Here is a 26,231-nt window from a genome sequence, read left to right as displayed (position 1 = left end):
TTTTTGCGGAAAAATGGCAAAAAATATTCAGGGGTGAGTCATGGCAGAAACTGTCTGGAGTGTTGGCAAGGTCGCCAAGCGTTGCGGGATTAACGTCAGCACCCTGCACTTTTACGAGCAGCAGGGGCTAATCCATAGCTGGCGCAATGCGGGCAATCAGCGCCGCTATAAACCAGAAGTGCTGAGGCGGATTTCGGTGATCAAGGCCGCGCAGAAAGTCGGTGTCAGTCTGGAAGAGATAAAGCAGGCCTTTGAATCACTACCCAATAACCGCACGCCGACGGTTGAAGACTGGCAGCAGCTTTCAAAAAACTGGCAGCAGATGCTGGATGGCCGTATTGCCTATCTACAAAAGCTGCGCAATAACCTGGCGGGCTGTATCGGCTGTGGCTGCCTTAGCATGACCAACTGCCCGCTCTATAACCCAGACGACAAACTGGCCGAATCGGGTAGCGGTGCGGTGCTTCTGGATCAAGCTGAGCAAAAAGCGAGAGCCGAACAGCAACCTAACGCTAGCTCGTAACCATTAATAGCAACCGTGAATAATCACCATCAAGCCTCAATCTATACGGATGAACCACTTGGGTTTGATGCGCCCAAAATCGCGGCGGGTGTTTGTTTTCAAGGCTCTTTTGGAATCCAGCACCACCACATCCGCTTCCTTTCTGACAAACACCACCCAATGCCAGAAAGGCCTGCCCTGCTCCATCCGCCATTTGATCGCCAACAACGCCTTGTCTGGCAGACTCTCCCAGCTGTCGAATGGCGTCTCCGTGGGCGCAGCCTTTATATCGAACGCACGTAAAAGTTTACGTACGTACTCAGTGTCTGACCAAAGCGCTGTGTCTTCGGCATGGATACCCAAAGCGTTTGCTGTCTCTTTCGCTTGCGCATAAGTAATGCCTGCAAGCACAGCGCATGCCGCAATGCCGCAGCCGGATATTTCTTCTTGAATGACGGGGTTCATAATGCGCCATGGCCTTTGCAAGACTTCCAGCGGGTTTGGCAACGCTGCCAAGTAAAACTCGGCAGATAATGCAACAGCAGCTGTTTACGTTTTATTCGTAGTGGCTCCACAGCCTGAGCACTTTCACCACTCGATCATCCTCAAGCACTTGGTAGACCATACGATGTTGGATATTTATGCGCCGTGAATAGGCGCCTGCAAGATCACCAATAAGCTTCTCAAACGGAGGCGGCTTACGGTAAGGGTCTTCTGCAATCAGTGCCAGTAATTCCTGAGCTTTTGGCTTGAGGCCGCTGGAGGCCAACTTCCTTGCGTCCTTCTGGGCTTGTTTGGTGTAAACCAACTTCCATGTCACCAGTCCAGCTCCTCATCGCATTCATCCACAGGGGAATTCATCCCCTCACGAATAGACTCCCGCATACCGGGTACGGAGAGCAGGTAAAGTGTTTCCTGAATGGCTGACCAATCTTCCTCGGATACCAAGACGGCTTTGTTCCGCTTACCCATGATGACGATTGGCTGGTGGGACTCGGCCGTTTCATCAATCAGCCGATATAGGTTGCTGCGCGCCTCAGTCGCTGTGATTCCGGTCATGACGCACCTCTTGAATGTTTAACTTTCGATTGAGTGTACGCCTTTAGGTACGTACGTCAAGACGGACGTCAAAAGACCCATGGCATTATTCGAGGAAGCGTTAGCTAAAGCGTTTTTTAGCCAAGTGCTTCACACTCGCACGTCCGCTAGCGGTGTCTAGCACAACCAACCCCTCTGACTCAGCATCCATCTGGGCCAGTAGCTCTCCATGCACACTCCAAACCGCCGACTGGCCCACGCTGATAAAGTTATCGCTCGGCCCAACACAATTCGCCATGATCACACTCATATGATGTCGACGCGCTACGGCTGGATAATGAGCCATGGCCTTAGCCAAGCCGCATGCGGGTTTAGCAACGCTGGCTAAGTGAATCTCAGTAGACAATGCGGCCAATTCATCAGCATGGCTCATTTGAAACGACTTGTAACAAATGCCAGGTGCCAGTTTAAAGCCGCCTCTCTCCAGCGCAAAAGCTGCTCATACCGTGGCATAAAATGTGAATGCTCATCGGCATGTCAGCATTGATGAGCAGGTTGTGCTGATCACTCCATTTTCAGACATCGACTTAAAGCTTTGCATGCCATGATTCGATTGAGCGGCGATAGCCAGAGGGCAGATTGGCGGGAAGTGACTCAACTGGAAATACCTTGATTTCGATATGCTCCTCACTCACAACAGGTGAAAAGGTCCCTGACAGCGAACAACCATAGGTGACAATAAAGACATGTCGGCCTGGAATAACCTCAAAGAGGTATGTGTCAAGAAGATGATCAGCATTGATGCTAATACCCAACTCCTCGTAAAACTCTCGTTGCAGACACAGCTCTGGGCTCTCACCGATCTCAATGCGACCTCCTGGCAGCTCCCACTCGTTTCTATCATTAAGTGCGAGAACGCACTCAAACCTTTGAGTTAAAAGAACACCTTTGATTGAAACAGGAAACATTTTTTACCTCTAACGCCGCCGGCTTGCGCGGTTTTGTGGTGAAGGCGAGCCCGTAACGAAAAATACGTCGCGATAGCAGGCCTTGTTAAATTTTCAAAGCGCCATATGCAGCAACGGATAGGCTATACCCTGCTCCTCGACTGGGGAGTTACGGTCACTTTAAAACAAATATGCTGGTAAAAACCTAGCGCCTGCCCATTCTGTTCGTTTACCTCGACTTTTGTCCCCCCTTGCTGTGTCCTTTGAGGGCATGGGCCACACATTGCACCAATGCCTTTTACGCGTACATCGGCGGCTCTCGCGCTATACTGCACCACTTTTTATTTTCGACACCCCTTACGACCATCCTGTCAGAGCGCCTTATGCCATTTGCAAAACTAGGATTATCCAGTCCTCTTGTTCAAGCGATTACCGAGCTCGGTTACAAAACGCCCACGCCCATCCAGGAACAAGCCATTCCTGCCATTCTTTCGGGTAACGACTTGATCGCCACCGCACAAACCGGCACAGGCAAAACCGCTGCCTTTGTGCTGCCGCTTCTGGAACGCTTCAGTAACGCAGAAACCTTGCGCGGCAAACGCATACGTGCGCTGATCCTGGTACCGACCCGCGAGTTGGCAGTTCAGGTCGAAGCCAGTGTGGCTCAATACGCTAAGCACACGCCCTTAACTTCGATGGCCGCGTATGGCGGCGTGGATACCGCGCCGCAAAAGGAGCGCTTAGTCGAAGGCGTGGATATTCTGGTCGCCACACCGGGCAGACTGCTGGATTTGGCGCATCAGCGTGCGCTGCACTTTGATGAGCTACAAGTGATGGTGCTGGACGAAGCGGACAGAATGGTCGACATGGGTTTTGTCGATGACATCCATAAAATCATCGTGCGCCTGCCTGAAAACCGTCAAAACCTGTTGTTCACGGCCACCATGACCAATGACGTTCGCGCCATCGCCAACGCTTTTTCAGACAGCAAGATGACCAGCCTGGCGGCTGACATCGCCATTACGCCCAACGTCCGCGCCGCCGCCACGATCAAACAGTGGCTGATCACGGTAGACAAAGACACCAAATCCGCCTTACTGAGCCATTTGATCAACGAGCAAGCGTGGGATCAGGCACTTATTTTTGTCGAGAAAAAACACAGTGCGGCCAAGCTGGTTGCCCAACTGGAAAAACGCGGCATCGCAGCGGATTCCATTCATGGCGGCAGAAGCCAGGCCATGCGCGAACAGGTGTTAACTCAGTTCAAAACGGGCGAACTCAAGTACCTGGTGGCCACCGGGGTGGCCGCACGGGGTTTGGATATTGGTGAGCTGAGCCGTGTGGTGAATTACGATTTACCTTTCCAGCCCGAAGAGTACATACACCGTATTGGCCGAACCGGCCGTGCGGGTGCCTCAGGTGAAGCCATCTCGCTTGTAGACATCAGTGACTTTAAAAATCTTTGTGCTATTGAAAGGCGCTTGAAAAATACGATTGAGCGCAAAGAAATTGCAGGCTTTCCGGTTAAAAAAGCAGTACCCGCGTCAAACTTGAACTATAATAAATAAAGTTCTCGTTAATACTTAGCAAACAAGCCCACCTTTTTAAGAGGTGGGCTTGTTGATTATAGATATGTCACGAGGCGGGTAAAAAAGCATCTAACAACTCAGCATTAGTGGGATACTTCTCCAATAACCCAAGCAACTTCTGCGCGCCCTCGACTGGCTTAAGCGTTGTCAACGCTCTACGCAATGTCCTTACCTTTTCAATATCTATTTCATCAATCAAAAGCTCTTCTCGACGGGTACTGCTTTTGGCAATATCGATCGCCGGGAAAATCCGTTGATTGGCCACGTCGCGGGACAACACGAGCTCCATATTGCCGGTGCCCTTGAACTCCTCGAAAATCACCTGATCCATGCGGCTTCCCGTATCCACCAGCACGGTGGCCAGAATGGTCAGCGATCCGCCGTTTTCGATCTTTCTCGCAGCGCCAAACAGTTTTCGCGGTATTTCCATCGCTCGGGAATCCAGCCCACCCGACATAGTGCGACCGTTGCCCCGCTGCTCGGCATTGTGAACGCGCGAAAGTCTGGTAAGCGAATCGATCAAGATCATCACATCATGCCCCTCGCCTGCCTGCTTACGCGCCGTCTCAAGCAGCTTATCGGCCATACGCACATGGTGTGTGTAGGTCTCGTCTGACGACGAGGCATGTACCTCTGCCGACACACTGCGCTTAAAATCGGTTACTTCTTCAGGGCGCTCATCAATCAGCAAGGCATACAGCTTTATGTCAGGATGAGCCTCGGCCACAGCCTGACAGATATGTTTTAACATCGTCGTTTTGCCAGAGCCTGGCGGCGCCACAATCAACCCTCGTTGCCCCATCCCAATGGGCGTAATCAAATCCATCGCTCGCACCGTACGCTGCTGAGAACCAGGCGCTAAAACAATGCGTGGGGAAGGATGAATAGCGACGCCATTTAAAAACCGTTTTTCGGGATCATTAGGGAATTGATCTTCAACGTTATCGGTTGGTTTGGCGTCTACCTGCCTTTTTGTTTTCAAGCCTAATGTTTTTCTCGTCATAATATTGATATATCGCCTTGAATAATATGGATTTATATAATAATGGCAGTGCTTTGATAATGATATTGGGCTTGCAGCATCACTGTATTTCACGAGTGAACGTGTTGTCTTTTAGTAAGCAAATAGGTTGATCTTCTGAAAGGCAGCCGGTTTATGGGCCAACCGATCTCTGCTATTTTCAAGCCAGTTGCCCAAATGGCTCTCTCTATTCAGCCTGTTAGTTACGCTCAAAATCCTGCAGCTTACCCTGGATTGAGCGATACAAAACTGGTTACCTTCCAGTTTCGGGGGTTGCCAAACCAGCGCTGAGAATGTTGGCACTTAGCAAGTTCATAAACCGCTTTGCGGTGCTCGTGGTGTTCTCGATCAACAATTTGATACCGGTCAGCAGGCGTCAAGTACCGAATACTATTATCCAGGCGTTACTCGTTGTAAGCCCGCTCGAACGTCTGCATCCAGTCTCGTACGATGCAAACCCTTTAGTGGGCCACGCTGGGTAATATTTGATGGTGCGGAACAACACTTCCGAGTAAAAGTTGTCGTCACTCACTCTCGATCAGTTTTAAGACATCAGTATACCCAATTTTGTCAACCTCGCTTTAAGTGCATAAGACGTCATTAATGCACCACTATATGAGTACAACACCGGAAGCGACACCAGCCCCTTGGACAGCAATTTGAGTGACAGGTTGCCAAGTCCTTTACTGCCACTTGTTAGCTTTAACTACCAAAAGTGGCAAGCTATTTCACATAACTAACATCGCAATATAATCGTTTTCGTGAAACTCACTTGGAATATATGACTTGCCAGTAAGTAACCATTTATCAATATCTTCATCGACTCTACCAGCATGCGCAATAATTTGGTAATAAGAAAGATTATGATACCAGTATGTAGTAGCACTAGAAGATGAATCGTGCCATTTACTTTCAAATAAGCGTAAGTTACTTAAAATACTATTATCCATTTTTAGCCTTTCTTCCTCTGTTAAACATTCTTTAATGTATCCAATTATAGCAAAGTCTAATTCAGAGCATATAAGACTAAAAATATGATTATTTTTACTATTACCACCGAAATTCCAATCTGACCAAGCTTCATATGCCATGCACCACAGGTCCTTTCTCCTAATGGAGTCGGAGCATATAACAATCTCTTTTAGGCACTCTGTAACAACTTTACGGCTATAATTATCAGTACACTTACTGATAGAAATAGATTTTATGTAGGCTTTAACATTATCTCTACTCGATGTATTAGCTAACATTCTTCCAAGCGCAACTTGTATTTTTGGATAACGAACAACATACTTGTTAAAAACATTCATCCACGCGACAAACTTCTCACCGTCATCTCCAACTTTATTAAAAATTTTTGTTAAGTATTTATTTTCATCCTCAGTAAATTGATTGTCATCTCGCTGTGTACTTAACGTTGAGTATACACTTGAAAACTCTAAGTAATCATTTTTAGTTTCAAAACCTATAAAGAAAGCTGTTTCAACTCTTATATAAAGCATAATATGCATTAGAATTGGTACAGATTCATTCCCCTCAAAAGCAGACACCAAAAACGAGGGTTTAAAATAATCGAGAACGCAAAGCATCTGTACATACTTATAACTTAACAACGGCCTATTGTTAAATAGACGCCACATTTCAGAAATATCTTCAAAATTTTTATTGGATATAGCTAATAAAAATCTTTCTAAACTCTCTCTTTCATGTATAGGAACGTCTACACCTTCCTCAACATTAAATTCACATCTTAGGCGAGACAGCTCCTGTTTGGAGTAAGCTAATATCTGACCACTTATGTTTATATTATTTGAAAGCAGAGCTTTCCATAAGGATCCATTTTCATCCAAAAAGCTCGTTACATTAAATAGTATTGCCAATTTATTGAAACTATATAAGTCTTCATATTCCCAATTTTCTAGAGTTTCTATGACCCAACTTATTAAGTTAATTATTTTTTCTTTTTTTAAATCATCTTCTTCAAGGAAGCTAATATTTTGAAACTTCAAGACGTAAAAGCATTCGTATTCTGCCTCTAAATTCCTGTAGAAATCATTTAGAACTTCATTGCTAATATCTTCAATTCCTAACAACTCTGTATCTATAGCTACAATATCATTACAATTGGAGCTTACTGAAAGTTTAACAAGCTTCTTCAGATTATCTTCATAATAGCTCATTGGTGCTTCCATATTAAATTATCTTGATGGTCTAATTGTTCCCACAACTCTATAAATGAGTCAGCTATAAGCTGGCCATCATCAATCTTCTGAAGTATATGATGTTGTTTCCCAAGGCTGTTAACAGATGTACCTAATGACCATGCAAGCACACCTTCTCGAGTATCAGGAAATATTAAAAATCTATCATGAAAATTCCAGCCTGAACTTCCAATTCGCGCTCTAAACTCAAATTTTATTCCGTAAAAGTTCGAATCTAAATTTTGGAATATTTTTTTTTGTTCAACAAGCAGTGCATTTTTTCCTTTAGCCTTTTCTTTTGTCTCACACTTATCATTAAATGCACTTAAATTTGTTAATGCTCTTAGATCTGAACCAAAGTAAGGGCAATAAAAAAGAGTTTTCAAGATATCATTTGCGTTTAGGTATGGATCCCAAAGCCAAACCCCTTTTTCACCATACTGAACAATTAATGACTTAATGTCAGATATAGCTTTTTGATGCTCACTTTCCACATCACCTGCTTTAGGTTTATATTGGATGAACTTTTTTTGTTTAGTGAGCCGTGTTTTTTCATCTCTATATAATCTTTTCTGAACCCACCCATCATGATTATAACTTTTATCTCCGACATCATTTCTTTGAGTGTGTCGAACATTTATACGTATATTTTCTTCAATATCCTTATTTTTTATCTTAAAAACTCGGGGTTCATTTTCAATAATTCCAATTTCAACTGAGAATGTTGAGACAAAAGAACTTGGTCGAGTTGCTGCTAATATTAAATTATGCTCATCATCCCAAACAACTCCTTTGTGTGGCCCATAATCACTATCCATGGGTATAACAAGATCTGTACCTTTTATTTCGTAAGAACCATACCCATTAATAATTTTATCGTATTCCATTTCACAGTTAACTCTTAACTTACGATTTTTAGCCTTTGGATGGAATGCGATTTTTAGTCTCAAATCATTTTCGCTCTTTGAATGCTGAAATTGAGCTTGAATTACAGTCACAGGAATTTGTATTAAAAAATTACCAAGCCGATCTGAAAGACTAGCTAAAGCAATGGGAATGTACTGCTGAATCTTTTCGGACAGTTCTTGAAGTAGTTCTGGTGACTCTAAAAAAGGAATGACTTTGTTCTTAGTAGAGTTCTGCAACTCTACAATATGAGAACCATTCCAAAAGTTATTTTTAAGCACTTTATTAAGAGGAACTTCTTCAAAGGAATCTGGCGGTACAAACTTCGGTGGTTGATATTGAAACTGATCTTCTAATTTTAGCATGTTACCTGATGCAGACCAGCTTCCTTCCTCCTTCAGCTCCTTTATATTGAGTAAAATATCATTGATATTTTTCGTATAACTCAAAATACCAAAGCTCCAGTCTTTTAACTTACTAACAACTAATCGTTTATTATTTATGAGCTTTGGGCTTGCTATTTTTTCATCAAGTCTATTCTCAGCAACAATTATAGTAAAAATATTACAAATAGTTTTATCAGGAAGGTGAGCGAAAATTTCCGTAATTTCAACTCTATCATAGAATCCTAACACACCGTACTCTAACAATTTTTTTAATTGATCCATTAGTACCACACAGTTTTTTCATTTTAAATTTGCGGGATAGATAGTATTTTACTAGAGCTAACAGTGATTAAAATGTGCGTTCTGATATTGAATAAACGCGCTGCACTATTCAACATTTTCTCGCGAGCCGAAATGGCCCTAATCCTATAATATATAATAAAATTAACAGTAATTTGGCAATATATCCAAAATTCACGTACTCACTCGTTTTTGCTGATCTGATCATACTCTATTCATAAAATTGGCTTAGGTCACGCGTCGGGAAGGTAAATTTTGCCGGTGGTGTGTTCAGGGTTGAAAAGGTGGGGAAGGAAACTCTGTACAAGTGATTGTTTTCGTTGACTTATTCAATGCTGATCGCCCAATGAATTGGGCTCCTACAGCCCCTCGACGCGGGCATTGATGACGTGATGATTTCTAGAATGGCAATGGATGGCTCGTTGCAACCCCATTGCAATGGACTTCTGTAAGAGCCCGACTTCGTCGGGCGAGCATTTTTGGTGGCTGATTAAGCGCTGATCGCCCAATGAATTGGGCTCCTACGAACCCCTTAACGCCGGCTTTGGTGGCACGGTGGTTGCTGATTGCGCAATGAATTGCACTCAGGGCACCGTGCACTTACCAGGGTGGGCGTATTAGGCTTTTAGGACGTAGCGGAGAGTTTCGACGACTTGGTCGGTGGTGGTGCACCAGGCTTGGGCGCCTGCGTCGACTTCTTTTAATGGGTGGACGATGTCTTCGCTGTGCAGGGTGATGTAGGGCTTGGCCAAGGCGGCGCAGTAGCCTGCGTCGAAGGCGGCGTTCCATTGCTTGTATTTGTCGCCGAAGCGTACGACGACCAGGTCGGCCTGTTCGATCATGGTGCGGGTGCGGATGGCGTTGACCTTGGAGGACTGATGGTCGCGCCAGAAGCCTACGTCAGGCTTGCCGAGGTGGTCACCGGCGGCGTCTGAGGCGTCGTGGTCGGTCACCGGGGCGGTGAAGACGATATCCAGGCCTGCCGCGTCGGCGCCGCGTTGGATTTCGTCGCGCCAGTCGGTGTGGATCTCGCCTGATAGATATACGTAAAAGCTCATGGTCACTCCTGATAACGCAGTCATTTAGTCGATACAGCTATTTTATGGAAAAACATTCCATATTGATACCGGCGTCAAATCAGCGGCTGCTTGGCCAGCAGGTAGATATCCATGATCCAGCCGTGCTGTTCGCGCAGGCTTGCACGGCGCTGGATGATTTCATCGCTGACCTCGCTTAGCCGGCCTTTGATCAGGCACTGTTTTTCCATGCCCAGGTAGGCACCCCACCAGATGTAGGTATCGTCGGCGGGCAACGCGGTAAAGGCCCCGCCGCTGTCGAGCATGACGGCGACCGTGGCGGCGTCGCTTGGCCAGCCGCGTTCGCGCAGGCGGCGGCCGGTGGTGATCTGGATGGGCTCGGCGAGCGCATTCAGCGGTATGCGGTGTTCGGCGGTGAGTACCTGCAGGCTGGTGATGCCGGGCACCACCTCGACGTTTACCTGCCGCCCGGCCGCACCCAGGCGTTCGGCGATGCGCAGGCTGCTGTCGTAAAGCGAGGGGTCGCCCCAGATCAGCATGCCGACCCGCCCGCCTTCGGGCAGGTGGGTCGCCATCAATGATGCCCACACATCGGCGATGGCGTTATGCCATTCATCAACGGCGCCCAGGTAATCACCCCGCTCGCCTCGTTTGGGCAGGTCGAACTCGACGATTCGGGCCTTTTCGGGCTCGCGCAGCAGCGTTTGGCACAGCAGGCGGCGCAGGTCGACCAGATCGCTTTTGGCTTCGCCTTTGCGCGGCAGCAGGATCAGGTCGGCGTCATTGAGGGCGCGCACGGCGGCAAGCGTGACGTGGTCAGGGTTGCCGGTGCCAATACCGATCAGCGAAAGCGTTGTCATCCGTCGCGGCCCTCCTCGTCTGGCAGGTTGGCAAACGGCGAGTCCGCGGACTGTGGCCGAAAGCGGCGGTCGTAGCCCACGGCGTACAGCGCGCTTTCCTGAAAGTCCTGGCTCTCGAGCACCGGCCCGACCAGAATCAGCGCCGTGCGCTGCAGCGTGTTGGCGGCTAGCGCTTCAATGGTGGATAGGCGCCCTCTGATGATTTTTTCATCGGGCCAGCTGGCGCGCCACACAATGGCCACGGGGCAGTCACTGCCATAATAAGGAACCAGCGACGCCACCACACTTGCGAGATTATGAACTGACAGGTGAATCGCCAGCGTCGCGCCGGTTTGAGCAAAGTTTGCCAGGGTTTCGTTGTCCGGCATGGCGCTGGCACGCCCGGAGGTACGCGTCAGCACTACCGATTGCGCCACGCCCGGCAGGGTCAGTTCCTGGCCCAAACTGGCCGCAGCGGCGGCAAAGGCGGGCACGCCGGGGGTAATGGTGTAGGGGATTTCAAGCGCGCTCAGGCGGCGGGTCTGCTCGCCCATCGCCGACCATACCGAGAGATCCCCCGAGTGCAGCCGCACCACATCCTGCTCAGCCGCGTGGGCGGCCTGGATTTCCTCGATGATCTCGTCCAGCGACAGTGGCGCGGTGTTGACGATGCGCGCCCCTGGCGGGCAATGCGCCAGCAGTTCTTCCGGTACCAGCGAGCCTGCATAGAGGCACACCGGGCTCGCGGCAATCAGATCGCGGCCGCGCAGCGTGATCAGGTCCGGGGCGCCTGGCCCGGCACCGATGAAGTGTACGGTCATAATGATGTTCCTATGGCGATGGCCGCCGTTGCCTGCCGGTCAGCGGAAATATGCCGTGGGCCGAGCAGCTCTGCCCCAGGTCCGGCGGCCAATAACGCCACCGCTTCGGCCACGCTGCCCGTACCCCGGGCCTGCAGGCTTTGCGCGGATTGCGTGAAAGTAGTGACGCTTGGCAGGTGCACATCGGCGACCAGAATGACATTGAGGCAGCGCGTCTGACCGAGGCTTTGCACCAGCGGGCACATGGATTGCGTGGCCGCCAGGGCGTCGATGGCCCCAAAGCGCTGGGTCAGCGTATCGAGCAACCCCGCCAGCGAGGCAAGCGACGCACCACTGCGAAAACCAAAGCCCACGACTTTTAGCGCCTGCCCGTTCATCGAACGCCCCGCCACTGCACAATGGGGTAGCTGGCCTTCCAGCCCCGGCGGGTGCCCAGCGGCGCAGCGCTGGCAAGCTCCAGGCGCAGCAGCTCGCCGCCCGCCTGCTGGTGCCAGTGGGCCAGCAGCGCTTCGGACTCCAGCGTCACCGCATTGGCGACGATACGCACGCCGCTCGGCAGAATTTGCCATAACGATTCCAGTAGCGCCTGGGATAGCCCACCGCCGATAAACACAGCGTGCGGCAGCGCTGCATCGCTTAAGCACTCAATCGCGCTGCTCTCTTTTACCTCCAGCCAGTCGACGCCCAGCTGCCGGGCGTTATGGACGGCGCGAGCGGCGCGGCTGGCGTTCTGCTCAAAGCCTACCGCCTGGTTGTCGGGGTGGGCCAGCAGCCACTCGATGGCAATTGAGCCCGAACCGGTGCCGATATCCCACAACCGCTCGCCGGGCTTGGGGGCAAGTGCTGCGAGAGTCATGGCGCGAATGGATTGTTTGGTGATCTGGCCGTCGTGCTCAAAAAAATGATCGGGTAATCCAGGCGTCAGCGGCAATGCGGGCCCCTCGCCTGCAACCTCAAACGCTACCGCGACTGGGTGCGCGATGTCATCGGGAAGCGTCGCCGCTGCCGGAAAGGCACGCACCCGCTCGTGCTCGCCGCCCAGTGCTTCCAGCACGGTTAGTTTTGAATCCGCAAAGCCGAATTGGCAGACCCACCGGGCAAGCTCCGCTACCGCGTCGCCGTCGCGTACCAACACCAGCACGCGCCTGCCGGGATGCAGGTAGGGGCGAACGCGGGTTAACGGCTTGGCGTGCAGGCCCAGGCAGGTGCAATCCTGAAGTGGCCAGCCCAGGCGGGAAGCCGCCAGGCTGAACGTGGAGGGCGACGGCAGCGCCTGCCATTCCTGAGGCTGAAGATGGGCGATGAGGGAGGTGCCCGCGCCAAACCAAAAGGGGTCGCCGGAGGCCAGCATCACCACGCGGCGGCCGCGCTCGGCGAGTAGCTGGGGGATGCCATCGGCAAACGGCACCGGCCATTCACGCAGCTTGGTTTTCAAGTCGGTTCTCAGGTCGGCGTTCAATTCAGTGCTCAGGGGTGCAAGCAGGCGCAGGTGTCGGCGCGCGCCAAACACCACCTCGGCACGCGCTAACGCCTCGCGGCTTGCCGCCGTGAGACCCTGTGTGCCACTCTCCCCCCAGCCTATTATCGTCAGCCAGGGAACCTCGTTACCGTTAACCACTATGAACATCCTGATTCTTGGCGGAACCTCAGAGGCCAGCGCCCTGGCCAGCCTGCTGGTCGAGCGTTCGATCCCGGCCGTCTATAGTTATGCGGGGCGGGTCAGCACCCTTAAGCCACAACCCTTGCCGACGCGTATTGGCGGTTTTGGCGGCGTGGCTGGCCTGGTCGCGTACCTTCAGCAAACGGGCATTACCCACCTGATTGACGCGACCCACCCCTTCGCCGAGCAGATGAGCCGCCACGCTTTGGCCGCAGCCGAACAGTGTAACGTCCCCCTGATGGCGTTCACCCGCCCGGCCTGGCAACCACAACCCGGCGATCACTGGACGAGTGCTGCCAGCATCGACGAGGCAGTGAACCAGTTGGACGGCCCGCCCCAGCGCATTATGCTGGCCATCGGGCGTCAGCACCTAGCAGCCTTTGCCGCCATGCCGCAGCATCACTATTTATTGCGGCTGGTCGATCACCCCGAGCAGCCGATACCGCTGCCCCACCAGACTATCACCGTCGCGCGCGGCCCGTTTGCCACGGCGGGCGATCTGGCCTTGCTCAAAGCTCACGCCGTTGAGCGCCTGGTGTGCAAAAACGCCGGCGGCGACGGCGCGGTGTCCAAACTCACCGCCGCCCGCACGCTCGGCCTGCCGGTGGTGATGATTGAGCGGCCCACGCTGCCCTCACGCCGGGAGTGTCACGCCCTGGATGACGTAATGGCCTGGCTGATTGCGCCCACCGAGCGGGGGGTATAAACCCACGGCTCGCTCTGTTCAGGGCCGCTTCTTTCAATGAGCCGCGTCTGGCTGGAACCCACGATGACCAGGGTGCGCATGTCCGCCATCTCCGGCGTCGCCTCACCCAGGGTGGTCACGCGAATCGACTCATCCGGAGTCGAGACGGCCCGCGCGAAAATGATTAGCCGGTCCGGAACGCAGACTTCACGCAAAACATCCAAGGTACGCGCAAAGCCTTCCGGCCGCGCCCTGGAGCGCGGGTTGTAGAACGCCATGGCGAAGTCGGCCTCGGCGGCCAAGCGCAGGCGCTTTTCGATCAGCGCCCAGGGCTTGAGGTTGTCGGATAGATTAATGCAGCAGAAGTCGTGTCCCAACGGCGCGCCGACGCTGGCACTGGCGGCCAGCATGGCGGAAATCCCCGGCAGCACCTGAACGTCCAGCGAGCGCCAATGGGCATCGCCTGCTTCCAAGGCTTCAAACACCGCCGAGGCCATGGCAAACACGCCCGGGTCCCCGGAGGATACCACCGCCACGCGGCAGCCGTCGGCGGCCATCGTCAGCGCCTGCTCGGCCCGCTGGATTTCTTCGCGGTTATCCGAGCCGTGGCGAATAAGCCCGGCTCTGGGCGCGACCCTTTCCACGTAGGGTACGTAGCCCACCACATCGGTGGCATCGGCGAGCACCGCCGAGGCCTCGGGGGTCATCATCTGCTCGCTACCCGGCCCCAAGCCGACGATTTTCAGCCAGCCGCTCATGGGCGTCTCCCGTGGCCGTGAATCAGCACAATAGAAAAGTAGGGCACGCTCTCGCCCACGTCATTGAAGGGCTGGACGCGCTCCTGACGCATGGCGGCGTATTCGATCAGCCAGGCGTCGTCCTCGCGCCCGGCCTGGGCCAGCGCCCGGCGCAGTTTGTCCAGGTTGCGGCCGATTTTCATCACCACCAGGGCATCGGTCTCGGCGATGCGCGCCGCAAGCGTTGCCTCCGGCAACGTGGCCATGACCACGGTGAGGATATCGTCGCCCCAGGTGATCGGCTGGCCGGTGGCGGTCCAGGCCGCCGACATCCCGGTAATCCCCGGCACCACGGAGACCGGAACGCGGTCCAGCAGCCGGGTATAAAGATGCATAAAGGAGCCATAGAAGAACGGGTCGCCTTCGCAAAGCACCACCACATCGCGCCCCGCCTCGGCCAGCTCGATCAACAGCGCAACGCTGCGCTCATAAAAGTTGGCCAGCAACTCGTTATAACGTGGGTCATCGAAGGGGATTTCCGTGGTCACCGGATATTCCATGGCAAGCTCGGTGACCTCGGGTGCCAGCATGCCCTCGACGATGCCGCGCGCATGCCCGGTACGGCCCTTCTTGCGAAAGTAGGCGACATGAGAAGCACCGCGGATCAGCCGATCAGCGCGCACACTCATCAGGTCCTGGCTTCCCGGCCCGAGGCCGACCCCGTAGATGGTTCCCTGGGTCATTCTGTTCGGTCCGCGATGGCATTGAGGGCGGCGACGGTCACGGCGCTGCCGCCCAGGCGGCCCTGCACCGTGCAGCAGGGGCTCACCTGGCTTTCCCAAAGCGCCTGCTTGGATTCCGCCGCACCGACAAAGCCCACCGGGCAGCCGATAATCGCCGCGGGCCGCGGGCAGTCGGGGTCTTCGAGCATATTGAGTAGATGAAACAGCGCCGTGGGCGCGTTGCCAATCGCCACTACCGCGCCTTCAAGGTGCGGCCGCCATAGCTCCAGCGCCGCCGCCGAGCGGGTGTTGGCCATCTCTTTGGCCAGCGTCGGCGTGCGTTCGTCATTCAGCGTGCAGATAATCGGATTATCGGCAGGCAGGCGTTTACGCGTGATGCCCTCTGAGACCATGCGGGCATCGCATAAAATCGGCGCGCCCGCTTCGAGCGCTTTGCGGGCATGGGTGACGACATCGCCCGAAAAATGAATCGACGCGGCAAGTTCCACCAAACCCGAGGCATGAATCATACGCACGGCAATCGGCTCTTCATCGCGAGAAAACCGCCCCAGGTCTGCTTCACGGCGAATAGTGGCAAAGGACTCCCGGTAAATCGCCGGGCCGTCGGTTTCATAGGTATAGGGCACCAAAACTCTCCAAATAAGCTCATCTTTGCCCGAAAACTGACTGCGCTCGGTCATGCGTTGTTAAAAATCGGCTCTCAATACTCATTTACTCACCCATGTAAACTCGTATTTTTCGCCTATTTTTGCCTAGCCTGACCATCGCTCGCTAAGTTTTCTGACAAAGACAAAACCTCAGTCTCCGTGAGGTTTGTTTTGACCGGCGTGCTATCGGCACCGCCATTTATAATCAGATTAAACCGGCCTGCCTCGCCAACCAGGCAAACGTCAGCCGGTGAGCGGCGGGCGCAGCCCTTGGCGCAGCCGGATACATGCACTACACCCTGGGTAACCCCACTCAGGCGTTCGGCCAGCGGCTGGGTGGCGACGCTTGCCTGCTCGCAATAGGGCGCACCGGGGCAGGCATCAATGCGCAAGCGGGCGTCCTGCTCGTCGCTGATCAACCCGTCGATGGCCCCGGCGCTGGCGCCTGCGACCCAGATACGCCGCCAGGGCGTCACCTGCAGGGCGGTGACGTCGGCCGGCGTCACCGCATCGCGCAGCACCCTGGCGGGCACACGCCCAAACGGCAGGCCATACACCACGCCGTGGGCGTGCTTGCCCAGGGGCAATTGGCTGCCGGTTGCAGCGCGCCAATCGTTGGTCGGGGCCCAGTCAGGCAGCGGCACATGATGGCGCCGCATGCGTTTGCTGTCCCAGCCGCCACTTTCGACAAACCACGCCAGCAGGCGGATAAGCTGCGCCACGGCGGCGTCAATCGAGTCAACAGCGGTGCCTGACGAATAACCATCGGCGCGCACCAGCAGGCCGCCCGACTCTGCTCGCTCGACACGAAAGTCCGCCGAGGCATCGCCCAGCACCGGCGACTTACCTGCATCAATGGCGATCCCGACCTTGGCGGGCACCACCGGCAACTCTTGCCAGCGGTCGTTAAGCGCGCTGGCGATTTTATGGGTATCGTCCCCCGCTTGCCAGCCGGGAGCCAATAGAATTTGCGGGCGACGCTCCGCTTCCGGGTCAGCATCGATCAATTCGTGGGCGACCAGGGTCTCCATCAGGGCGGGCCAACTCGCCTCGGTGACGCCGCGCAACTGCAGATTGGCGCGGCTGGTCAGTTCGATCAAGCCGCTGCCGTAATTCTGCGCCGCATCGCACAGCGCCAGCACCTGGCCACGCTCAAGCTGGCCCAGCCGCGGGCGCACGCGCACCAGTAAGCCATCGCCGGTTGCCATCGGCTGCCAGGCACCGGGACACCAGCCCTTGATGCGAGGCTCAGCCGACATCCGCCGCGACCTCCTTGGCCTCGTCCATGTCCAGCAGCAAGTCTTTCAGCGCATCGCCCTGCTCACCGGGCGCCTGCCACATGCCGCGCTGGGCGGCTTCGAGCAGGCGTTCGGCCATTTCTTCCAGCGCCGAGGGGTTATGCTCGCGCAGGAACTGCTGATTGGCGTCGTCCAGCACCAGGGCGTCGGTGACCTGGGCGTACTGGTAGTCGGCGACCAGGTCGGTGGTGGCATCGTAGGCGAATAGATAGTCGACCGTGGCAGCCATCTCGAAGCCGCCTTTATAGCCGTGCTCGCGCATGGCGTTGATCCACTTGGGGTTGAGCACCCGCGAGCGAATCACCTTGGCAAGCTCCTCTTTCAGCGTGCGAATCTTGGGCTGGGCCGGGTTGGCGTGGTCAGCGTGGTAGATCGCCGGGGTTTTGCCGCTCAGCGAGCGGCTGGCGTTGGCCATGCCGCCCTGGAAGGCGTAGTAGCTGTTGGAGTCGAGGATATCGTGCTCGCGGTTATCCTGATTCTGCATCACCGCTTCCAGGCCTTTAAGCTGCTGCTCGAAGGCATCCGGGGCGGCGGTGCCGGACTCGGCAAACTGCCCGTAGGCGTAGGCGCCGTTATCCAGGTAGGCCTGTGCCAGGTCATCGGCATTTTCCCAGGCGCCGTTGTCGATCAGCCGGTTAAGGCCGGTGCCGTACTCCCCTGGCTTGCTGCCAAAGATCCGATAGCCTGCCTGCTGGGCGGCCATCTCGGGGCTCAGCCCCTGGTTTTCCAGCACCTGCTGGCGGGCCATTACCGCATCGCGGATGGTATTGCTGTTGCCCGGTTCGGCGTAGCTCGCCACCGCCTGTACCGCCGCATCGAACAGGCGGATCACGTTGGGAAACGCATCGCGGAAGAAGCCAGAGACCCGCAGCGTGACATCCACCCGCGGGCGGTTTAGCAGCATGGAGGGAATCACCTCGATATCAATCACCCGCTGCGAGCCCAGCGACCAGATGGGGCGCACGCCCATCAGCGCAAAGGCCTGGGCAATGTCATCGCCGCCGGTGCGCATGGTAGCGGTGCCCCAGATGGAGAGTCCCAGACGGCGTGGGTAGTCGCCGTTATCCTGCAGGTAGCGCTCGACGAACGCCTGGGCGGATTTTTCGCCCAGCGTCCAGGCGGCGGGCGATGGAATCGAGCGGTTGTCCACGCTGAAGAAGTTGCGCCCGGTGGGCAGCGTATCCAGCCGCCCACGGCTGGGCGCGCCGCTGGGCCCCGGCGGCACAAACAGGCCGCTAAGCCCGTCAAGCAGCGAGCTGATTTCAAGCTTAGCGCTCTGCTGAAGCGCCATCCACAGCTGATCCCGGGCGTAGCGCAGCTGCTCGGCGGTGGCGGGATAATTGGCGGCCAACGTCTCCAGGCTGCCCGGCGCGATCACGTAATCCTCGACCAGTTGGTGGGCCAGCGCTTCCAGCCGCTCGCGGGTGTCGTTGCCGCTGCGCCAGGCGGCACTATCCAGCTCGCGCAGCACGCTCGGCCGAGGCCCCATCCAGGGCTCGGCGTCGGCCTTCAGCGGGTCAAAGGGCGTCTGGCTTTCGCCCTGCAGGGCCAGGTCATCGGCCAGGTTATGCAGCAGGCCGCGCTGGGCAATGCTTTCCCCCCTGGGCAAGCGCAGCAGGGCGACCAAAGTACCGACCACTTTATCCTGGGGCGGCAGCGTGCCGAGAATGTGCAAACCGTGACGAATCTGCGATTCCTTGATGTCGCATAAGAAGGTATCCAGCTCGTTCAGGATCAGCGCTTCATCCTGGCTGTCGACCGCTTTGGTCAGTTCCTGGTCGATGCCGGTCTCGCGCAGGTGCGCCAAAATCTGCTCGCGGATTAACGCCTCGCGCCGGGGATCCATATCCAGCGCCTGGTAATATTCGTCGGTAAGCGCTTCCAGCCGGGCCATATCGCCATACAGCTCAGCGCGGGCCAGCGGCGGCATCAGGTGGTCGATAATCACCGCCTGGCTGCGCCGCTTGGCCTGAGCGCCCTCGCCCGGGTCGTTGACGATAAACGGGTAGAAATGCGGCACCGGGCCCAGCGCGATATCCGGCCAGCAGTCGGCGCTCAAGGCGCTGCTTTTGCCCGGCAGCCACTCAAGGTTGCCGTGCTTGCCCACGTGAATCACCGCTTCCACCTGGTAGTGCTCGCGCAGCCAAAAGTAGAACGCCAGGTAGCTGTGCGGCGGTGCCAGCTGCATATCGTGGTAGGACTGGGTCAGGTCCTCGATGAAGTCGCGCTCGGGCTGGATACCCACGAAGGTCTCCCCCAGCCGGATCCCCGAGATCATCAGACGCCCCTGGCGGCATTTGGGGTCATCAGCGGGCGCGCCCCAGCGCGTCCATACCGTTTCCTGGAGTTCGGCGGGCAGAGTTTGGAACCAGGCCAGGTAGTCGTCAACGCTAATGCTTTGCCAGCACATGCGCTGGTCGATGACGTTGCGGTCGTTGGTCACCGCCCCCTGCAGCAGGCGAATCAGGTCATCGCCACTGTCGGGCAGATCGCTGACCGGGTAACCCGCGGTTTGCAGCGCAGTTAATATCTGCAGCGTCGAGGCGGGCGTATCCAGCCCCACGCCGTTGCCAATCCGGCCATCGCGGTTGGGGTAATTCGCCAGCACCAGCGCTAGCCGTTTGGCGTGATTGGGGATGGTGCGCAGGTGGCAGAACCGGCGCGCCAGCTTGGCGACAAACTCAGCACGCTCCGGGTGCAGGGCATGGTGGGTTACCGATAGCTGGCTGCGCTCGTTATAAAGCGCTTCCGCCTTGAAGCCCACCGCCCGGGTGATCACCCGGCCATCCATTTCGGGCAGTACAATCTGCATCGCCACATCCCGGCTTCTCAGCCCGGCGGCTGAGGCCTGCCAGTCCTCAACGGTGCTGCTGGAAAGGATCGCCTGCAGGATCACCGGCTGGCCGACGAAGACGCTCTCGGGAATCGCGCCGCCCAGCGGGTGGGTGTCATCGGAATTGCGGTTGATCGAGAAGCTGGTGGTATTGACCACCAGCATGGCGCCGGTCTGCTCGATGAGGTGGTTGATAAACGCGATGCAGTCGGCCTCTTTCAAGGAGGCAACGGCGATGGCGAGTGGCTCGAGCCCCTGCCCTTTAAGCGCCTCGATCATGCCGTCGACGACCAGGGTATTGGCTCCCTGCAAATGGCTGCGGTAGAACAGCAGCAAACACACTGGCCGCTCCGGCCGCTGGTTGGCCCGCCATTCGCTCAGACTCATCACTTGGCGCCCCGTCTGGCTTGCGGCATCGCTTGGCGCATAGATCACCGCCGCGGGCACCACCTTGGGTTCCTTCCAGATGGTAGGCATTTCAAGACATTCGCTGCCCAGGTAGCGCAGCAGCTGTTCGGCGTTATCCACGCCGCCTTCGCGCAGGTAGCGCCACACCCGGTAGGCGCTGTCATAGTCGACGCTCGAGGCTTCCAGCAGCGCATCGTCCGGGGCGTCGCAGCCCGGCACCAGAATCAGTTGGCGGCCGGGCTTGGCATTCCGCCAGGCCAACAGGCGTTCGTAGCCGTATTGCCAGTAGGCCTGGCCGCCCAGCATCGACACGACCACCAACTGCGCCTTTTCCAGCACCCGATCCTCATAGAGGTCGTAGGCGGCGGGCTTGACCAGGTTCATCCAGTTGGCCAGACGCACCGACGGATAGCGCTCGCCCAGGCGATCGATCGCCTGGGCCAGGGCCGAGAGGTTGCTGTCGGCGGCCGAGAGAATCACGACATCCGCGGGGCTTTGTTGAAGATCGACAATGCCTTCATCATCAACAAAGCCGCCGGGTTTGGCGGCAAAAAGGTGCATTAGGCGGCGGTTTTGACCTCTGCTTCGGCAAGCGCGTCGCGCAGCGCGTCGCTGTCCAGCGCTTTGCCAATGATGACGAGTTGGGTTTGACGCGTTTCACCTTCCGCCCAGAGGCGGTCGAAGTAGCCATCCAGGCGTTCACCCACGGCTTGAATGACCCGCCGCATCGGCTTGCCGGGAATCGCCGCGAAGCCTTTGGCGCGGTAGATTTCCTGGGTTTTGACAATGTGCTGCAGCTTGGACGCCAGCAGATCGCCGTCGACTTCGCCCAGGCGGATCACGCAGGAATCAAAGTTGTCGTGGGCGTGGTCGTGATGCGCGCCCTCGGCGTGGTGCTTGTCGTGGTGATTGGTGATCGAGTCGATGTTCTCTTCGCTGGCCGCGCCAATACCCATCAAGGCTTCGAGCTGCACGGTATTGGTGGCCAGGGTTTGATCGATAAACAGGCACTTCACCGATTCCGGCACACGCGCCTGGATCAGCGCCTCGACCCGCGCCTTCTCGTCCGGGCTTAACAGGTCGGTCTTGCTGACCAGCACCAGATCGGCCGCGCTGAGCTGGTCGTCAAGCAGCTCCTGCAGGCTGGGGTCGTGATCCAGGCTTTCATCGGCCTGACGCTGGGCCTCTACCTTGGCAACATCGCTGGCATAGCGACCGGCCGCCACCGCGGGGCCATCGATCACGGTAATGATGGCATCAACGGTGCAGTGCTGGCGCACCTCCGGCCAGTTGAAGGCCTGCACCAGCGGCTTAGGCAGCGCCAGGCCGCTGGTTTCGATCAGAATGTGGTCGATATCGTCGCGGCGGGCGACCAGCTTTTTCATCACCGGTAGAAACTCTTCCTCTACGGTGCAGCAGATACAGCCGTTGGCCAGTTCGAAAATGCCGCTGTCGTCGCCTTCCACCGCCTGGCCATCTTCGCAGTCGAGGGCACAGCCGCGCAGCAGGCTTGAGTCGATGTCCTGCTCGCCAAATTCATTGACGATCACGGCAATTCGCTTGCCGGTCACCTGGCGCAGAATGCTTGCCAGCAGGGTGGTTTTACCGCTGCCCAAAAAGCCGGTGACCACGGTGGCGGGTATCTTATTTAACTGCATGGGTCTCGTCCTCAGATTCGATAGGCTGACGCGCTGGCGACGCTTTGCCGCTAAACAGCAGCGCGATCGCGGCAGGGTTGTTGGCAAAAAACAGGTGCAAGTAGGTGGCCGTCAATCCACGCTCACGAAAAATGGCTTCCCCCGGCGCAGGGTGGCGCTGGCGTTCGCAATGGGCAATGGGCTCAGGCGTTCCCTCGGCCATCGAACGGTGGTGGGCATGGCCGCGCACCGGGCCTTCGGGCAACGCGGCGGTTTGCATCCCCTGGCAGCCCCGTCGCCCGCGCATGGCACCGTGACCCGGCAGCAGGCCGAGCATGCTGTGGGTGGTGTCGTCGTAGTCGGTCAGGCTTTCCAGGCAGTAAAGCAGCCCGCCGCACTCGGCAAGAATCGGCTTGTCGTCGGCAAAAAACTGCCTGATCGCCGCGTGCATGGCCGCATTGGCCGCCAGGGTCGCGGCATGAATTTCCGGGTAGCCCCCGGGGAGCCACAGCGCATCGCAGCTGGGCAAGGCGCTGTCGGTGAGCGGCGAGAAAAAGCGCAGCTGCGCGCCCATCTGCTCGAGCAGGTCCAGATTGGCCTGGTAAATGAAACTGAACGCGGCGTCTTTGGCCACGCCGATGGCGCACCCGGCAAGCGAAGGCAAGTCGGCGGTCACGACGTCTGCCGGGGCAGTAAAGGTCACCGGCGGCAGCGCAAGCAGCGTTTGAGGCAGGTTTTCCGCCTCGATAACACTTGCGCCCTTCTCAAAGCGCACTTCCAGGTCGTCACGAATCTCGTCGGCCTGCACCAGGCCTAAATGGCGCTCGGGCAGCGACAGCTCAGGATTGCGCGCGATGGCAGCGAGTAACGGAATACCCTGCGGCAGGGTGGTCTCGATCAGTTCGCGGTGGCGCTCGGAGCCACAGCTGTTGGCAATAAGCCCGACAATGCGGATATCGTCACGAAAGCCCGCCAGCCCCGCCAGCAGCGCGCCCGCGGTTTGCGCCATGCCCTTGACGTCCATCACTACCACCATGGGCAAGCCAAACCGCGCGGCCAGGTCGGCACTGGAAGGCTCGCCGTCAAACAGCCCCATGGCGCCTTCGACCAAGATCATGTCCGCCGTCTGGGCGGCTTCGTAAAAGCGCTGGCGGCAGTAGGCGTCGCCCGCCATCCAGAGGTCAAGCTGATCCACCGGCTGGCCGGCGGCTTGCGCCAGCACCTGGGGGTCCAGGTAGTCGGGGCCGGTTTTAAACACGCGCACCACCTTGCCCTGGTTGCGAAGCGCCCGGGCCAGCGCGGCGGTAAAGGTGGTCTTGCCCTGCCCTGAAGAAGGCGCGGTAATAAATAGCGCCGGGCAGCTTGCAGTGGGTGTGCTCATCAGTATTCGATCCCCGCCTGGGCTTTAACACCGCCACGAAAGGCGTGACGCTCGTCCTGCACCGTGCTGATGGTGTCGGCGATTTCCTGAAGCGGCGTCGCCATGGTGCGCCCGGTAATGATCACGTTTTGATGCGCGGGGCGTTGGTTAAGCGCTTCGACCACCGGCAGCGGGTCGAGGTAGCCGTACTTAAACATGTAGCTCATTTCATCGAGGACGATCAGGTGGTAATCAGGGTTCTCGAGCAGCCCCTTGGCCACCGCCCATGCCGACTGAGCGGCTTCAATATCGCGCTCGCGGTCCTGGGTTTCCCAGGTAAACCCCTGGCCCATGATGTGCCAGTCAAGGTTGGGCTGATCGCGGAAAAACAAATACTCGCCGGTTTCACGGCGCCCCTTGATAAATTGGATCACCGCGCAGCGCTGCCCGTGGCCCAGCGCCCGCGCCATGGTACCAAGCGCCGAGCTGCTTTTGCCCTTGCCGTTGCCTTTCAGCAGGATCAACACCCCGCGCTCTTCCGTGGCGCGGCTGATGCGCTCGTCGACCACGTCCTTTTTACGCTGCATGCGGTGGGTATGGCGATCGTCAGTCATGGCGTTTCCTGTCCAGAAAAAGGTGTCGCGTAGCGCGCCCCAAGTTGCTGGGCGATGCGAGCGCCCTGGCCGCGCTTGATTTTCGATGACTCGGTATCCAGCAGGACACAGTCGCCCAGCGGGCCAAGGTCGGCGACGGATTCGCGGGTACGGCCGTCGGTAATCAGATAGGTACGAATATGCAGCCCGGGCTCGCGTCGCTGCCACTGATGGATCAGGCGTTTGGCCTCGATCACCGCCTCGCGCAGCGGTGTGCCGCCACCACCGGTGGCGGCCTCCAGGGCCGCCTGTACGCGCTTGGGCGCACGTTGCCGGGAGAGCAGCGGCACCACGCCGCCGTTGCCGAACCCGACGACGGCGACCTGTTCGCGTGCCGCGTAGGCCTGGCGCACCAGCGATTCTACTAGCCCCTTAGCCTGGCCCAGCAGGCGCTGCCCCAGGGTAGAGCCGGAGGTATCCAGCAACACCAGATGCGCCCTTGGCTGCCCGGCCTGTGTCTTGCGCATTTTAAGCGTTCGCCAGGGCCACTGGCCGCGGTTGGCGATCAGGGTGGCAAAGCCGTCCAGGCGAGACGTTTCAGTCCGCGAGCGCCCCTTGCCTGATACCTGCCCTTTTTCACCGGACGCCGAAGTCATCGCCGTTTTCGCCTGACCAAAACCGTTTGGCGTATTCGCCAGTTCAGGCGCCGCCTGCTGGATGGTTGACTGAGCCTGGGGCGGCATCGCGCCCCACTGCCCCTGTTCGCTGCGCTGCTCGGATGATCCGCCGGTCGACGCAGTAGTCGTTGATGACGAACCACCCTCGCCTCTCGAAGGCGGTGCCTTCGGCGGCGGCGAAGACGGCGGGGTTTGCTCGGGCGGTTGGGTACGCCGATGGTCCAGCACCCAGGGTTCAACGGTATCGATATCCTGTTGCGTCACCTCGCCAGCGCCGCGCCAGGCGGCGTGGGCACGAGCGGCGCGGTGCCAGGTGACATCCGCGCGCAGCCCTTCCACCCCGGCCGCTTCGCAGCGTGAGGCGATGGTCTGGTACACCCAAGACGGGGTTGTGACCTCGGCGAGCTGACGCTGCGCCTGATGAATCTGCTCGGTCAGTGCGGCCTGGGCCTCCTCGAAGCCACGGGCCGCCCCCGCAGGGTCGCGGTCGAAGGCTTCGCGCTGCTGGACGATGGCAATACGTTCCTCGACGCTGATGCTCGCGGCCTGCTCGATACAAAGCCCAAAACGATCCAGCAGCTGCGGGCGAAGCTCGCCTTCATCCGGGTTCATGGTGCCAATCAGGCTGAAGCGCGCCGGGTGGGAATGGCTGATGCCGTCGCGCTCGACGATGTTCGTTCCGCTGGCGGCCACATCCAGCAGCAAATCGACCAGGGTATCCGGCAGCAGATTGACCTCGTCCACATACAGCACCCCACCGTCGGCTTTAGCGAGCAGCCCGGCATGAAAGGTGGCTTCGCCATTTGCCAGCACCTTCTGTAGATCCAGACTGCCGACCAGCCTGTCTTCGCTGGCGCCCAGCGGCAGAGTCACAAAAGGAGCACGCTGCCCGTCGCTATCGCCAGGTAAAATAGCGGCCAGAGCCCGCGCCAAGGTCGACTTGGCGCTGCCTCTTGGCCCACTAACCAGCACCCCGCCGATACGCGGATTTATGGCATTAAGAATCAGCGCAGTTTTCAGCGCCTCCTGGCCAACCACCGCCGCAAAGGGAAACTCACTCACCGGCACCTCCCGTGCTGGCCAAGCCCACTAACCGGTCACCCTGAGCCAACTGACCACTATTAGCCAACTGATCTGGGGAGCGTGAGACTTGAATATTATTCATGGTAGCTAGCTGAGTGATAATAAAACCATTCATAAAGAAGTGGGGCTATAAGAGGGGGTCAGTATAGAGGAAGGCATGGCGGCGAGGCCAATTTGTTACAAGCTATTAACTTAGCGAAGGCGTATATCAGCTGACGCTAAGAATGCCGCTGGATTTTTAAACGCTTTTGAAGTAATATGTTATAACATTACTTTTATGGCG

The 26,231-nt window shown here is 56.7% G+C and carries 25 protein-coding genes; 3 read left to right on the top strand and 22 right to left on the bottom strand.

The genetic code is table 11. The features are described from left to right. Window positions 1-40 precede the first annotated feature (40 nt). On the top strand, window positions 41-523 hold the full coding sequence (soxR, locus tag GA0071314_RS07595; RefSeq protein ID WP_074396078.1) for a redox-sensitive transcriptional activator SoxR: 483 nt from the start codon (window positions 41-43) through the stop codon (window positions 521-523). 36 nt (window positions 524-559) lie between these two features. Here the strand turns inward: soxR and GA0071314_RS07590 are convergent, their stop codons facing one another. The 5 genes from GA0071314_RS07590 to GA0071314_RS07570 all read right to left on the bottom strand — a co-directional run bounded on the left by GA0071314_RS07590 (window position 560) and on the right by GA0071314_RS07570 (window position 2,508). After that, window positions 560-967 carry a hypothetical protein gene (locus tag GA0071314_RS07590; RefSeq protein ID WP_074396077.1) on the bottom strand — a complete coding sequence of 136 codons (408 nt, stop codon included), beginning with the start codon at window positions 965-967 and terminating at the stop codon, window positions 560-562. 91 nt (window positions 968-1,058) lie between these two features. Further along, window positions 1,059-1,322 carry a Txe/YoeB family addiction module toxin gene (locus GA0071314_RS07585; RefSeq protein WP_074396076.1) on the bottom strand — a complete coding sequence of 88 codons (264 nt, stop codon included), beginning with the start codon at window positions 1,320-1,322 and terminating at the stop codon, window positions 1,059-1,061. Next, entirely contained in the window at window positions 1,319-1,561 is a 243-nt protein-coding gene (locus GA0071314_RS07580) for a type II toxin-antitoxin system Phd/YefM family antitoxin (protein ID WP_074396075.1), read from the bottom strand. Before GA0071314_RS07580 ends, GA0071314_RS07585 begins: the two co-directional genes overlap by 4 nt. Before the next feature lie 100 nt (window positions 1,562-1,661). Then, window positions 1,662-2,027, bottom strand: a complete 366-nt coding sequence (locus GA0071314_RS07575) for a nitrilase-related carbon-nitrogen hydrolase (RefSeq protein WP_082934219.1) — start codon at window positions 2,025-2,027, stop codon at window positions 1,662-1,664. 100 nt (window positions 2,028-2,127) lie between these two features. Next, on the bottom strand, window positions 2,128-2,508 hold the full coding sequence (locus GA0071314_RS07570; RefSeq protein WP_074396073.1) for an NUDIX hydrolase: 381 nt from the start codon (window positions 2,506-2,508) through the stop codon (window positions 2,128-2,130). Window positions 2,509-2,870: 362 nt separating this feature from the next. On the opposite strand from GA0071314_RS07570, the gene GA0071314_RS07565 reads away from it, so the two are divergent. Further along, window positions 2,871-4,055 carry a DEAD/DEAH box helicase gene (locus tag GA0071314_RS07565; protein WP_074396072.1) on the top strand — a complete coding sequence of 395 codons (1,185 nt, stop codon included), beginning with the start codon at window positions 2,871-2,873 and terminating at the stop codon, window positions 4,053-4,055. 67 nt (window positions 4,056-4,122) lie between these two features. Here GA0071314_RS07565 and rho read toward each other — a convergent pair whose 3' ends face one another. The 8 genes from rho to cbiE form a co-directional block, all read right to left on the bottom strand. After that, window positions 4,123-5,079: a transcription termination factor Rho gene (gene rho / locus GA0071314_RS07560; protein WP_074396071.1), complete on the bottom strand. Its 957-nt coding sequence runs from the start codon at window positions 5,077-5,079 to the stop codon at window positions 4,123-4,125. A gap of 746 nt (window positions 5,080-5,825) precedes the next feature. Beyond that, window positions 5,826-7,277, bottom strand: coding sequence for a hypothetical protein (locus GA0071314_RS07550; RefSeq protein ID WP_074396070.1), 1,452 nt, complete (start codon window positions 7,275-7,277; stop codon window positions 5,826-5,828). Then, window positions 7,274-8,872 carry a VPA1262 family N-terminal domain-containing protein gene (locus GA0071314_RS07545; protein ID WP_074398471.1) on the bottom strand — a complete coding sequence of 533 codons (1,599 nt, stop codon included), beginning with the start codon at window positions 8,870-8,872 and terminating at the stop codon, window positions 7,274-7,276. The genes GA0071314_RS07550 and GA0071314_RS07545 overlap by 4 nt, the downstream gene beginning before the upstream one ends. Window positions 8,873-9,507: 635 nt before the next feature. Next, window positions 9,508-9,948 carry a YtoQ family protein gene (locus GA0071314_RS07540; RefSeq protein WP_027336027.1) on the bottom strand — a complete coding sequence of 147 codons (441 nt, stop codon included), beginning with the start codon at window positions 9,946-9,948 and terminating at the stop codon, window positions 9,508-9,510. Between the two features lie 74 nt (window positions 9,949-10,022). Next, entirely contained in the window at window positions 10,023-10,787 is a 765-nt protein-coding gene (cobF, locus tag GA0071314_RS07535) for a precorrin-6A synthase (deacetylating) (RefSeq protein WP_074396069.1), read from the bottom strand. Beyond that, entirely contained in the window at window positions 10,784-11,587 is an 804-nt protein-coding gene (gene cobM, locus GA0071314_RS07530) for a precorrin-4 C(11)-methyltransferase (RefSeq protein WP_074396068.1), read from the bottom strand. Before cobM ends, cobF begins: the two co-directional genes overlap by 4 nt. Then, window positions 11,584-11,964, bottom strand: coding sequence for a cobalamin biosynthesis protein (locus GA0071314_RS07525; protein ID WP_074396067.1), 381 nt, complete (start codon window positions 11,962-11,964; stop codon window positions 11,584-11,586). Before GA0071314_RS07525 ends, cobM begins: the two co-directional genes overlap by 4 nt. Continuing rightward, the gene (cbiE, locus tag GA0071314_RS07520) at window positions 11,961-13,214 is read right to left on the bottom strand and encodes a precorrin-6y C5,15-methyltransferase (decarboxylating) subunit CbiE (protein ID WP_074396066.1); all 1,254 of its coding nucleotides are present in this window, start codon (window positions 13,212-13,214) and stop codon (window positions 11,961-11,963) included. The genes GA0071314_RS07525 and cbiE overlap by 4 nt, the downstream gene beginning before the upstream one ends. Here cbiE and GA0071314_RS07515 point away from each other — a divergent pair. Continuing rightward, window positions 13,207-13,953: a cobalt-precorrin-6A reductase gene (locus tag GA0071314_RS07515; RefSeq protein ID WP_074396065.1), complete on the top strand. Its 747-nt coding sequence runs from the start codon at window positions 13,207-13,209 to the stop codon at window positions 13,951-13,953. The genes cbiE and GA0071314_RS07515 overlap by 8 nt on opposite strands. Here GA0071314_RS07515 and cobJ read toward each other — a convergent pair. The 9 genes from cobJ to GA0071314_RS07470 all read right to left on the bottom strand — a co-directional run bounded on the left by cobJ (window position 13,896) and on the right by GA0071314_RS07470 (window position 25,927). Continuing rightward, a complete protein-coding gene (gene cobJ / locus GA0071314_RS07510) occupies window positions 13,896-14,690 on the bottom strand; it encodes a precorrin-3B C(17)-methyltransferase (protein ID WP_074396064.1) in 795 nt (264 codons plus the stop codon). The genes GA0071314_RS07515 and cobJ overlap by 58 nt on opposite strands. Further along, window positions 14,687-15,412, bottom strand: coding sequence for a precorrin-2 C(20)-methyltransferase (locus tag GA0071314_RS07505; protein ID WP_074396063.1), 726 nt, complete (start codon window positions 15,410-15,412; stop codon window positions 14,687-14,689). The genes cobJ and GA0071314_RS07505 overlap by 4 nt, the downstream gene beginning before the upstream one ends. Beyond that, a complete protein-coding gene (locus GA0071314_RS07500; RefSeq protein WP_074398470.1) occupies window positions 15,409-16,038 on the bottom strand; it encodes a precorrin-8X methylmutase in 630 nt (209 codons plus the stop codon). The genes GA0071314_RS07505 and GA0071314_RS07500 overlap by 4 nt, the downstream gene beginning before the upstream one ends. 116 nt (window positions 16,039-16,154) lie before the next feature. Then, entirely contained in the window at window positions 16,155-17,318 is a 1,164-nt protein-coding gene (locus GA0071314_RS07495) for a cobalamin biosynthesis protein CobG (RefSeq protein ID WP_074396062.1), read from the bottom strand. Next, the gene (cobN, locus tag GA0071314_RS07490; RefSeq protein ID WP_074396061.1) at window positions 17,308-21,159 is read right to left on the bottom strand and encodes a cobaltochelatase subunit CobN; all 3,852 of its coding nucleotides are present in this window, start codon (window positions 21,157-21,159) and stop codon (window positions 17,308-17,310) included. The genes GA0071314_RS07495 and cobN overlap by 11 nt, the downstream gene beginning before the upstream one ends. Further along, on the bottom strand, window positions 21,159-22,256 hold the full coding sequence (gene cobW / locus GA0071314_RS07485; RefSeq protein ID WP_074396060.1) for a cobalamin biosynthesis protein CobW: 1,098 nt from the start codon (window positions 22,254-22,256) through the stop codon (window positions 21,159-21,161). Before cobW ends, cobN begins: the two co-directional genes overlap by 1 nt. Further along, window positions 22,243-23,616: a cobyrinate a,c-diamide synthase gene (locus tag GA0071314_RS07480; protein ID WP_074396059.1), complete on the bottom strand. Its 1,374-nt coding sequence runs from the start codon at window positions 23,614-23,616 to the stop codon at window positions 22,243-22,245. Before GA0071314_RS07480 ends, cobW begins: the two co-directional genes overlap by 14 nt. Continuing rightward, window positions 23,616-24,209 (bottom strand): cob(I)yrinic acid a,c-diamide adenosyltransferase, encoded by a 594-nt coding sequence (gene cobO / locus GA0071314_RS07475; RefSeq protein ID WP_074396058.1) that lies wholly within the window; start codon window positions 24,207-24,209, stop codon window positions 23,616-23,618. The genes GA0071314_RS07480 and cobO overlap by 1 nt, the downstream gene beginning before the upstream one ends. Beyond that, window positions 24,206-25,927: an AAA family ATPase gene (locus GA0071314_RS07470; RefSeq protein ID WP_074396057.1), complete on the bottom strand. Its 1,722-nt coding sequence runs from the start codon at window positions 25,925-25,927 to the stop codon at window positions 24,206-24,208. The genes cobO and GA0071314_RS07470 overlap by 4 nt, the downstream gene beginning before the upstream one ends. Window positions 25,928-26,231: the final 304 nt, after the last annotated feature.

This window comes from Halomonas sp. HL-93, from assembly GCF_900086985.1.
Lineage (GTDB): Bacteria > Pseudomonadota > Gammaproteobacteria > Pseudomonadales > Halomonadaceae > Vreelandella.
Note: the sequence above shows the minus strand (reverse complement) of the source record. Positions and strands in the feature narration are given on the sequence as shown.

Coding starts and splice junctions, on each gene's coding strand:
- cobJ (WP_074396064.1), bottom strand. CDS start 14,690: ATGAGCGGCTGGCTGAAAATCGTCGGCTTGGGGCCGGGTAGCGAGCAG.
- GA0071314_RS07565 (WP_074396072.1), top strand. CDS start 2,871: ATGCCATTTGCAAAACTAGGATTATCCAGTCCTCTTGTTCAAGCGATT.
- GA0071314_RS07550 (WP_074396070.1), bottom strand. CDS start 7,277: ATGAGCTATTATGAAGATAATCTGAAGAAGCTTGTTAAACTTTCAGTA.
- soxR (WP_074396078.1), top strand. CDS start 41: ATGGCAGAAACTGTCTGGAGTGTTGGCAAGGTCGCCAAGCGTTGCGGG.
- GA0071314_RS07590 (WP_074396077.1), bottom strand. CDS start 967: ATGAACCCCGTCATTCAAGAAGAAATATCCGGCTGCGGCATTGCGGCA.
- GA0071314_RS07505 (WP_074396063.1), bottom strand. CDS start 15,412: ATGACCCAGGGAACCATCTACGGGGTCGGCCTCGGGCCGGGAAGCCAG.
- GA0071314_RS07545 (WP_074398471.1), bottom strand. CDS start 8,872: ATGGATCAATTAAAAAAATTGTTAGAGTACGGTGTGTTAGGATTCTAT.
- GA0071314_RS07540 (WP_027336027.1), bottom strand. CDS start 9,948: ATGAGCTTTTACGTATATCTATCAGGCGAGATCCACACCGACTGGCGC.
- GA0071314_RS07480 (WP_074396059.1), bottom strand. CDS start 23,616: ATGAGCACACCCACTGCAAGCTGCCCGGCGCTATTTATTACCGCGCCT.
- cobN (WP_074396061.1), bottom strand. CDS start 21,159: ATGCACCTTTTTGCCGCCAAACCCGGCGGCTTTGTTGATGATGAAGGC.
- cobM (WP_074396068.1), bottom strand. CDS start 11,587: ATGACCGTACACTTCATCGGTGCCGGGCCAGGCGCCCCGGACCTGATC.
- GA0071314_RS07570 (WP_074396073.1), bottom strand. CDS start 2,508: ATGTTTCCTGTTTCAATCAAAGGTGTTCTTTTAACTCAAAGGTTTGAG.
- cbiE (WP_074396066.1), bottom strand. CDS start 13,214: ATGTTCATAGTGGTTAACGGTAACGAGGTTCCCTGGCTGACGATAATA.
- cobW (WP_074396060.1), bottom strand. CDS start 22,256: ATGCAGTTAAATAAGATACCCGCCACCGTGGTCACCGGCTTTTTGGGC.
- GA0071314_RS07515 (WP_074396065.1), top strand. CDS start 13,207: ATGAACATCCTGATTCTTGGCGGAACCTCAGAGGCCAGCGCCCTGGCC.
- GA0071314_RS07495 (WP_074396062.1), bottom strand. CDS start 17,318: ATGTCGGCTGAGCCTCGCATCAAGGGCTGGTGTCCCGGTGCCTGGCAG.
- cobF (WP_074396069.1), bottom strand. CDS start 10,787: ATGACAACGCTTTCGCTGATCGGTATTGGCACCGGCAACCCTGACCAC.
- GA0071314_RS07580 (WP_074396075.1), bottom strand. CDS start 1,561: ATGACCGGAATCACAGCGACTGAGGCGCGCAGCAACCTATATCGGCTG.
- cobO (WP_074396058.1), bottom strand. CDS start 24,209: ATGACTGACGATCGCCATACCCACCGCATGCAGCGTAAAAAGGACGTG.
- rho (WP_074396071.1), bottom strand. CDS start 5,079: ATGACGAGAAAAACATTAGGCTTGAAAACAAAAAGGCAGGTAGACGCC.
- GA0071314_RS07525 (WP_074396067.1), bottom strand. CDS start 11,964: ATGAACGGGCAGGCGCTAAAAGTCGTGGGCTTTGGTTTTCGCAGTGGT.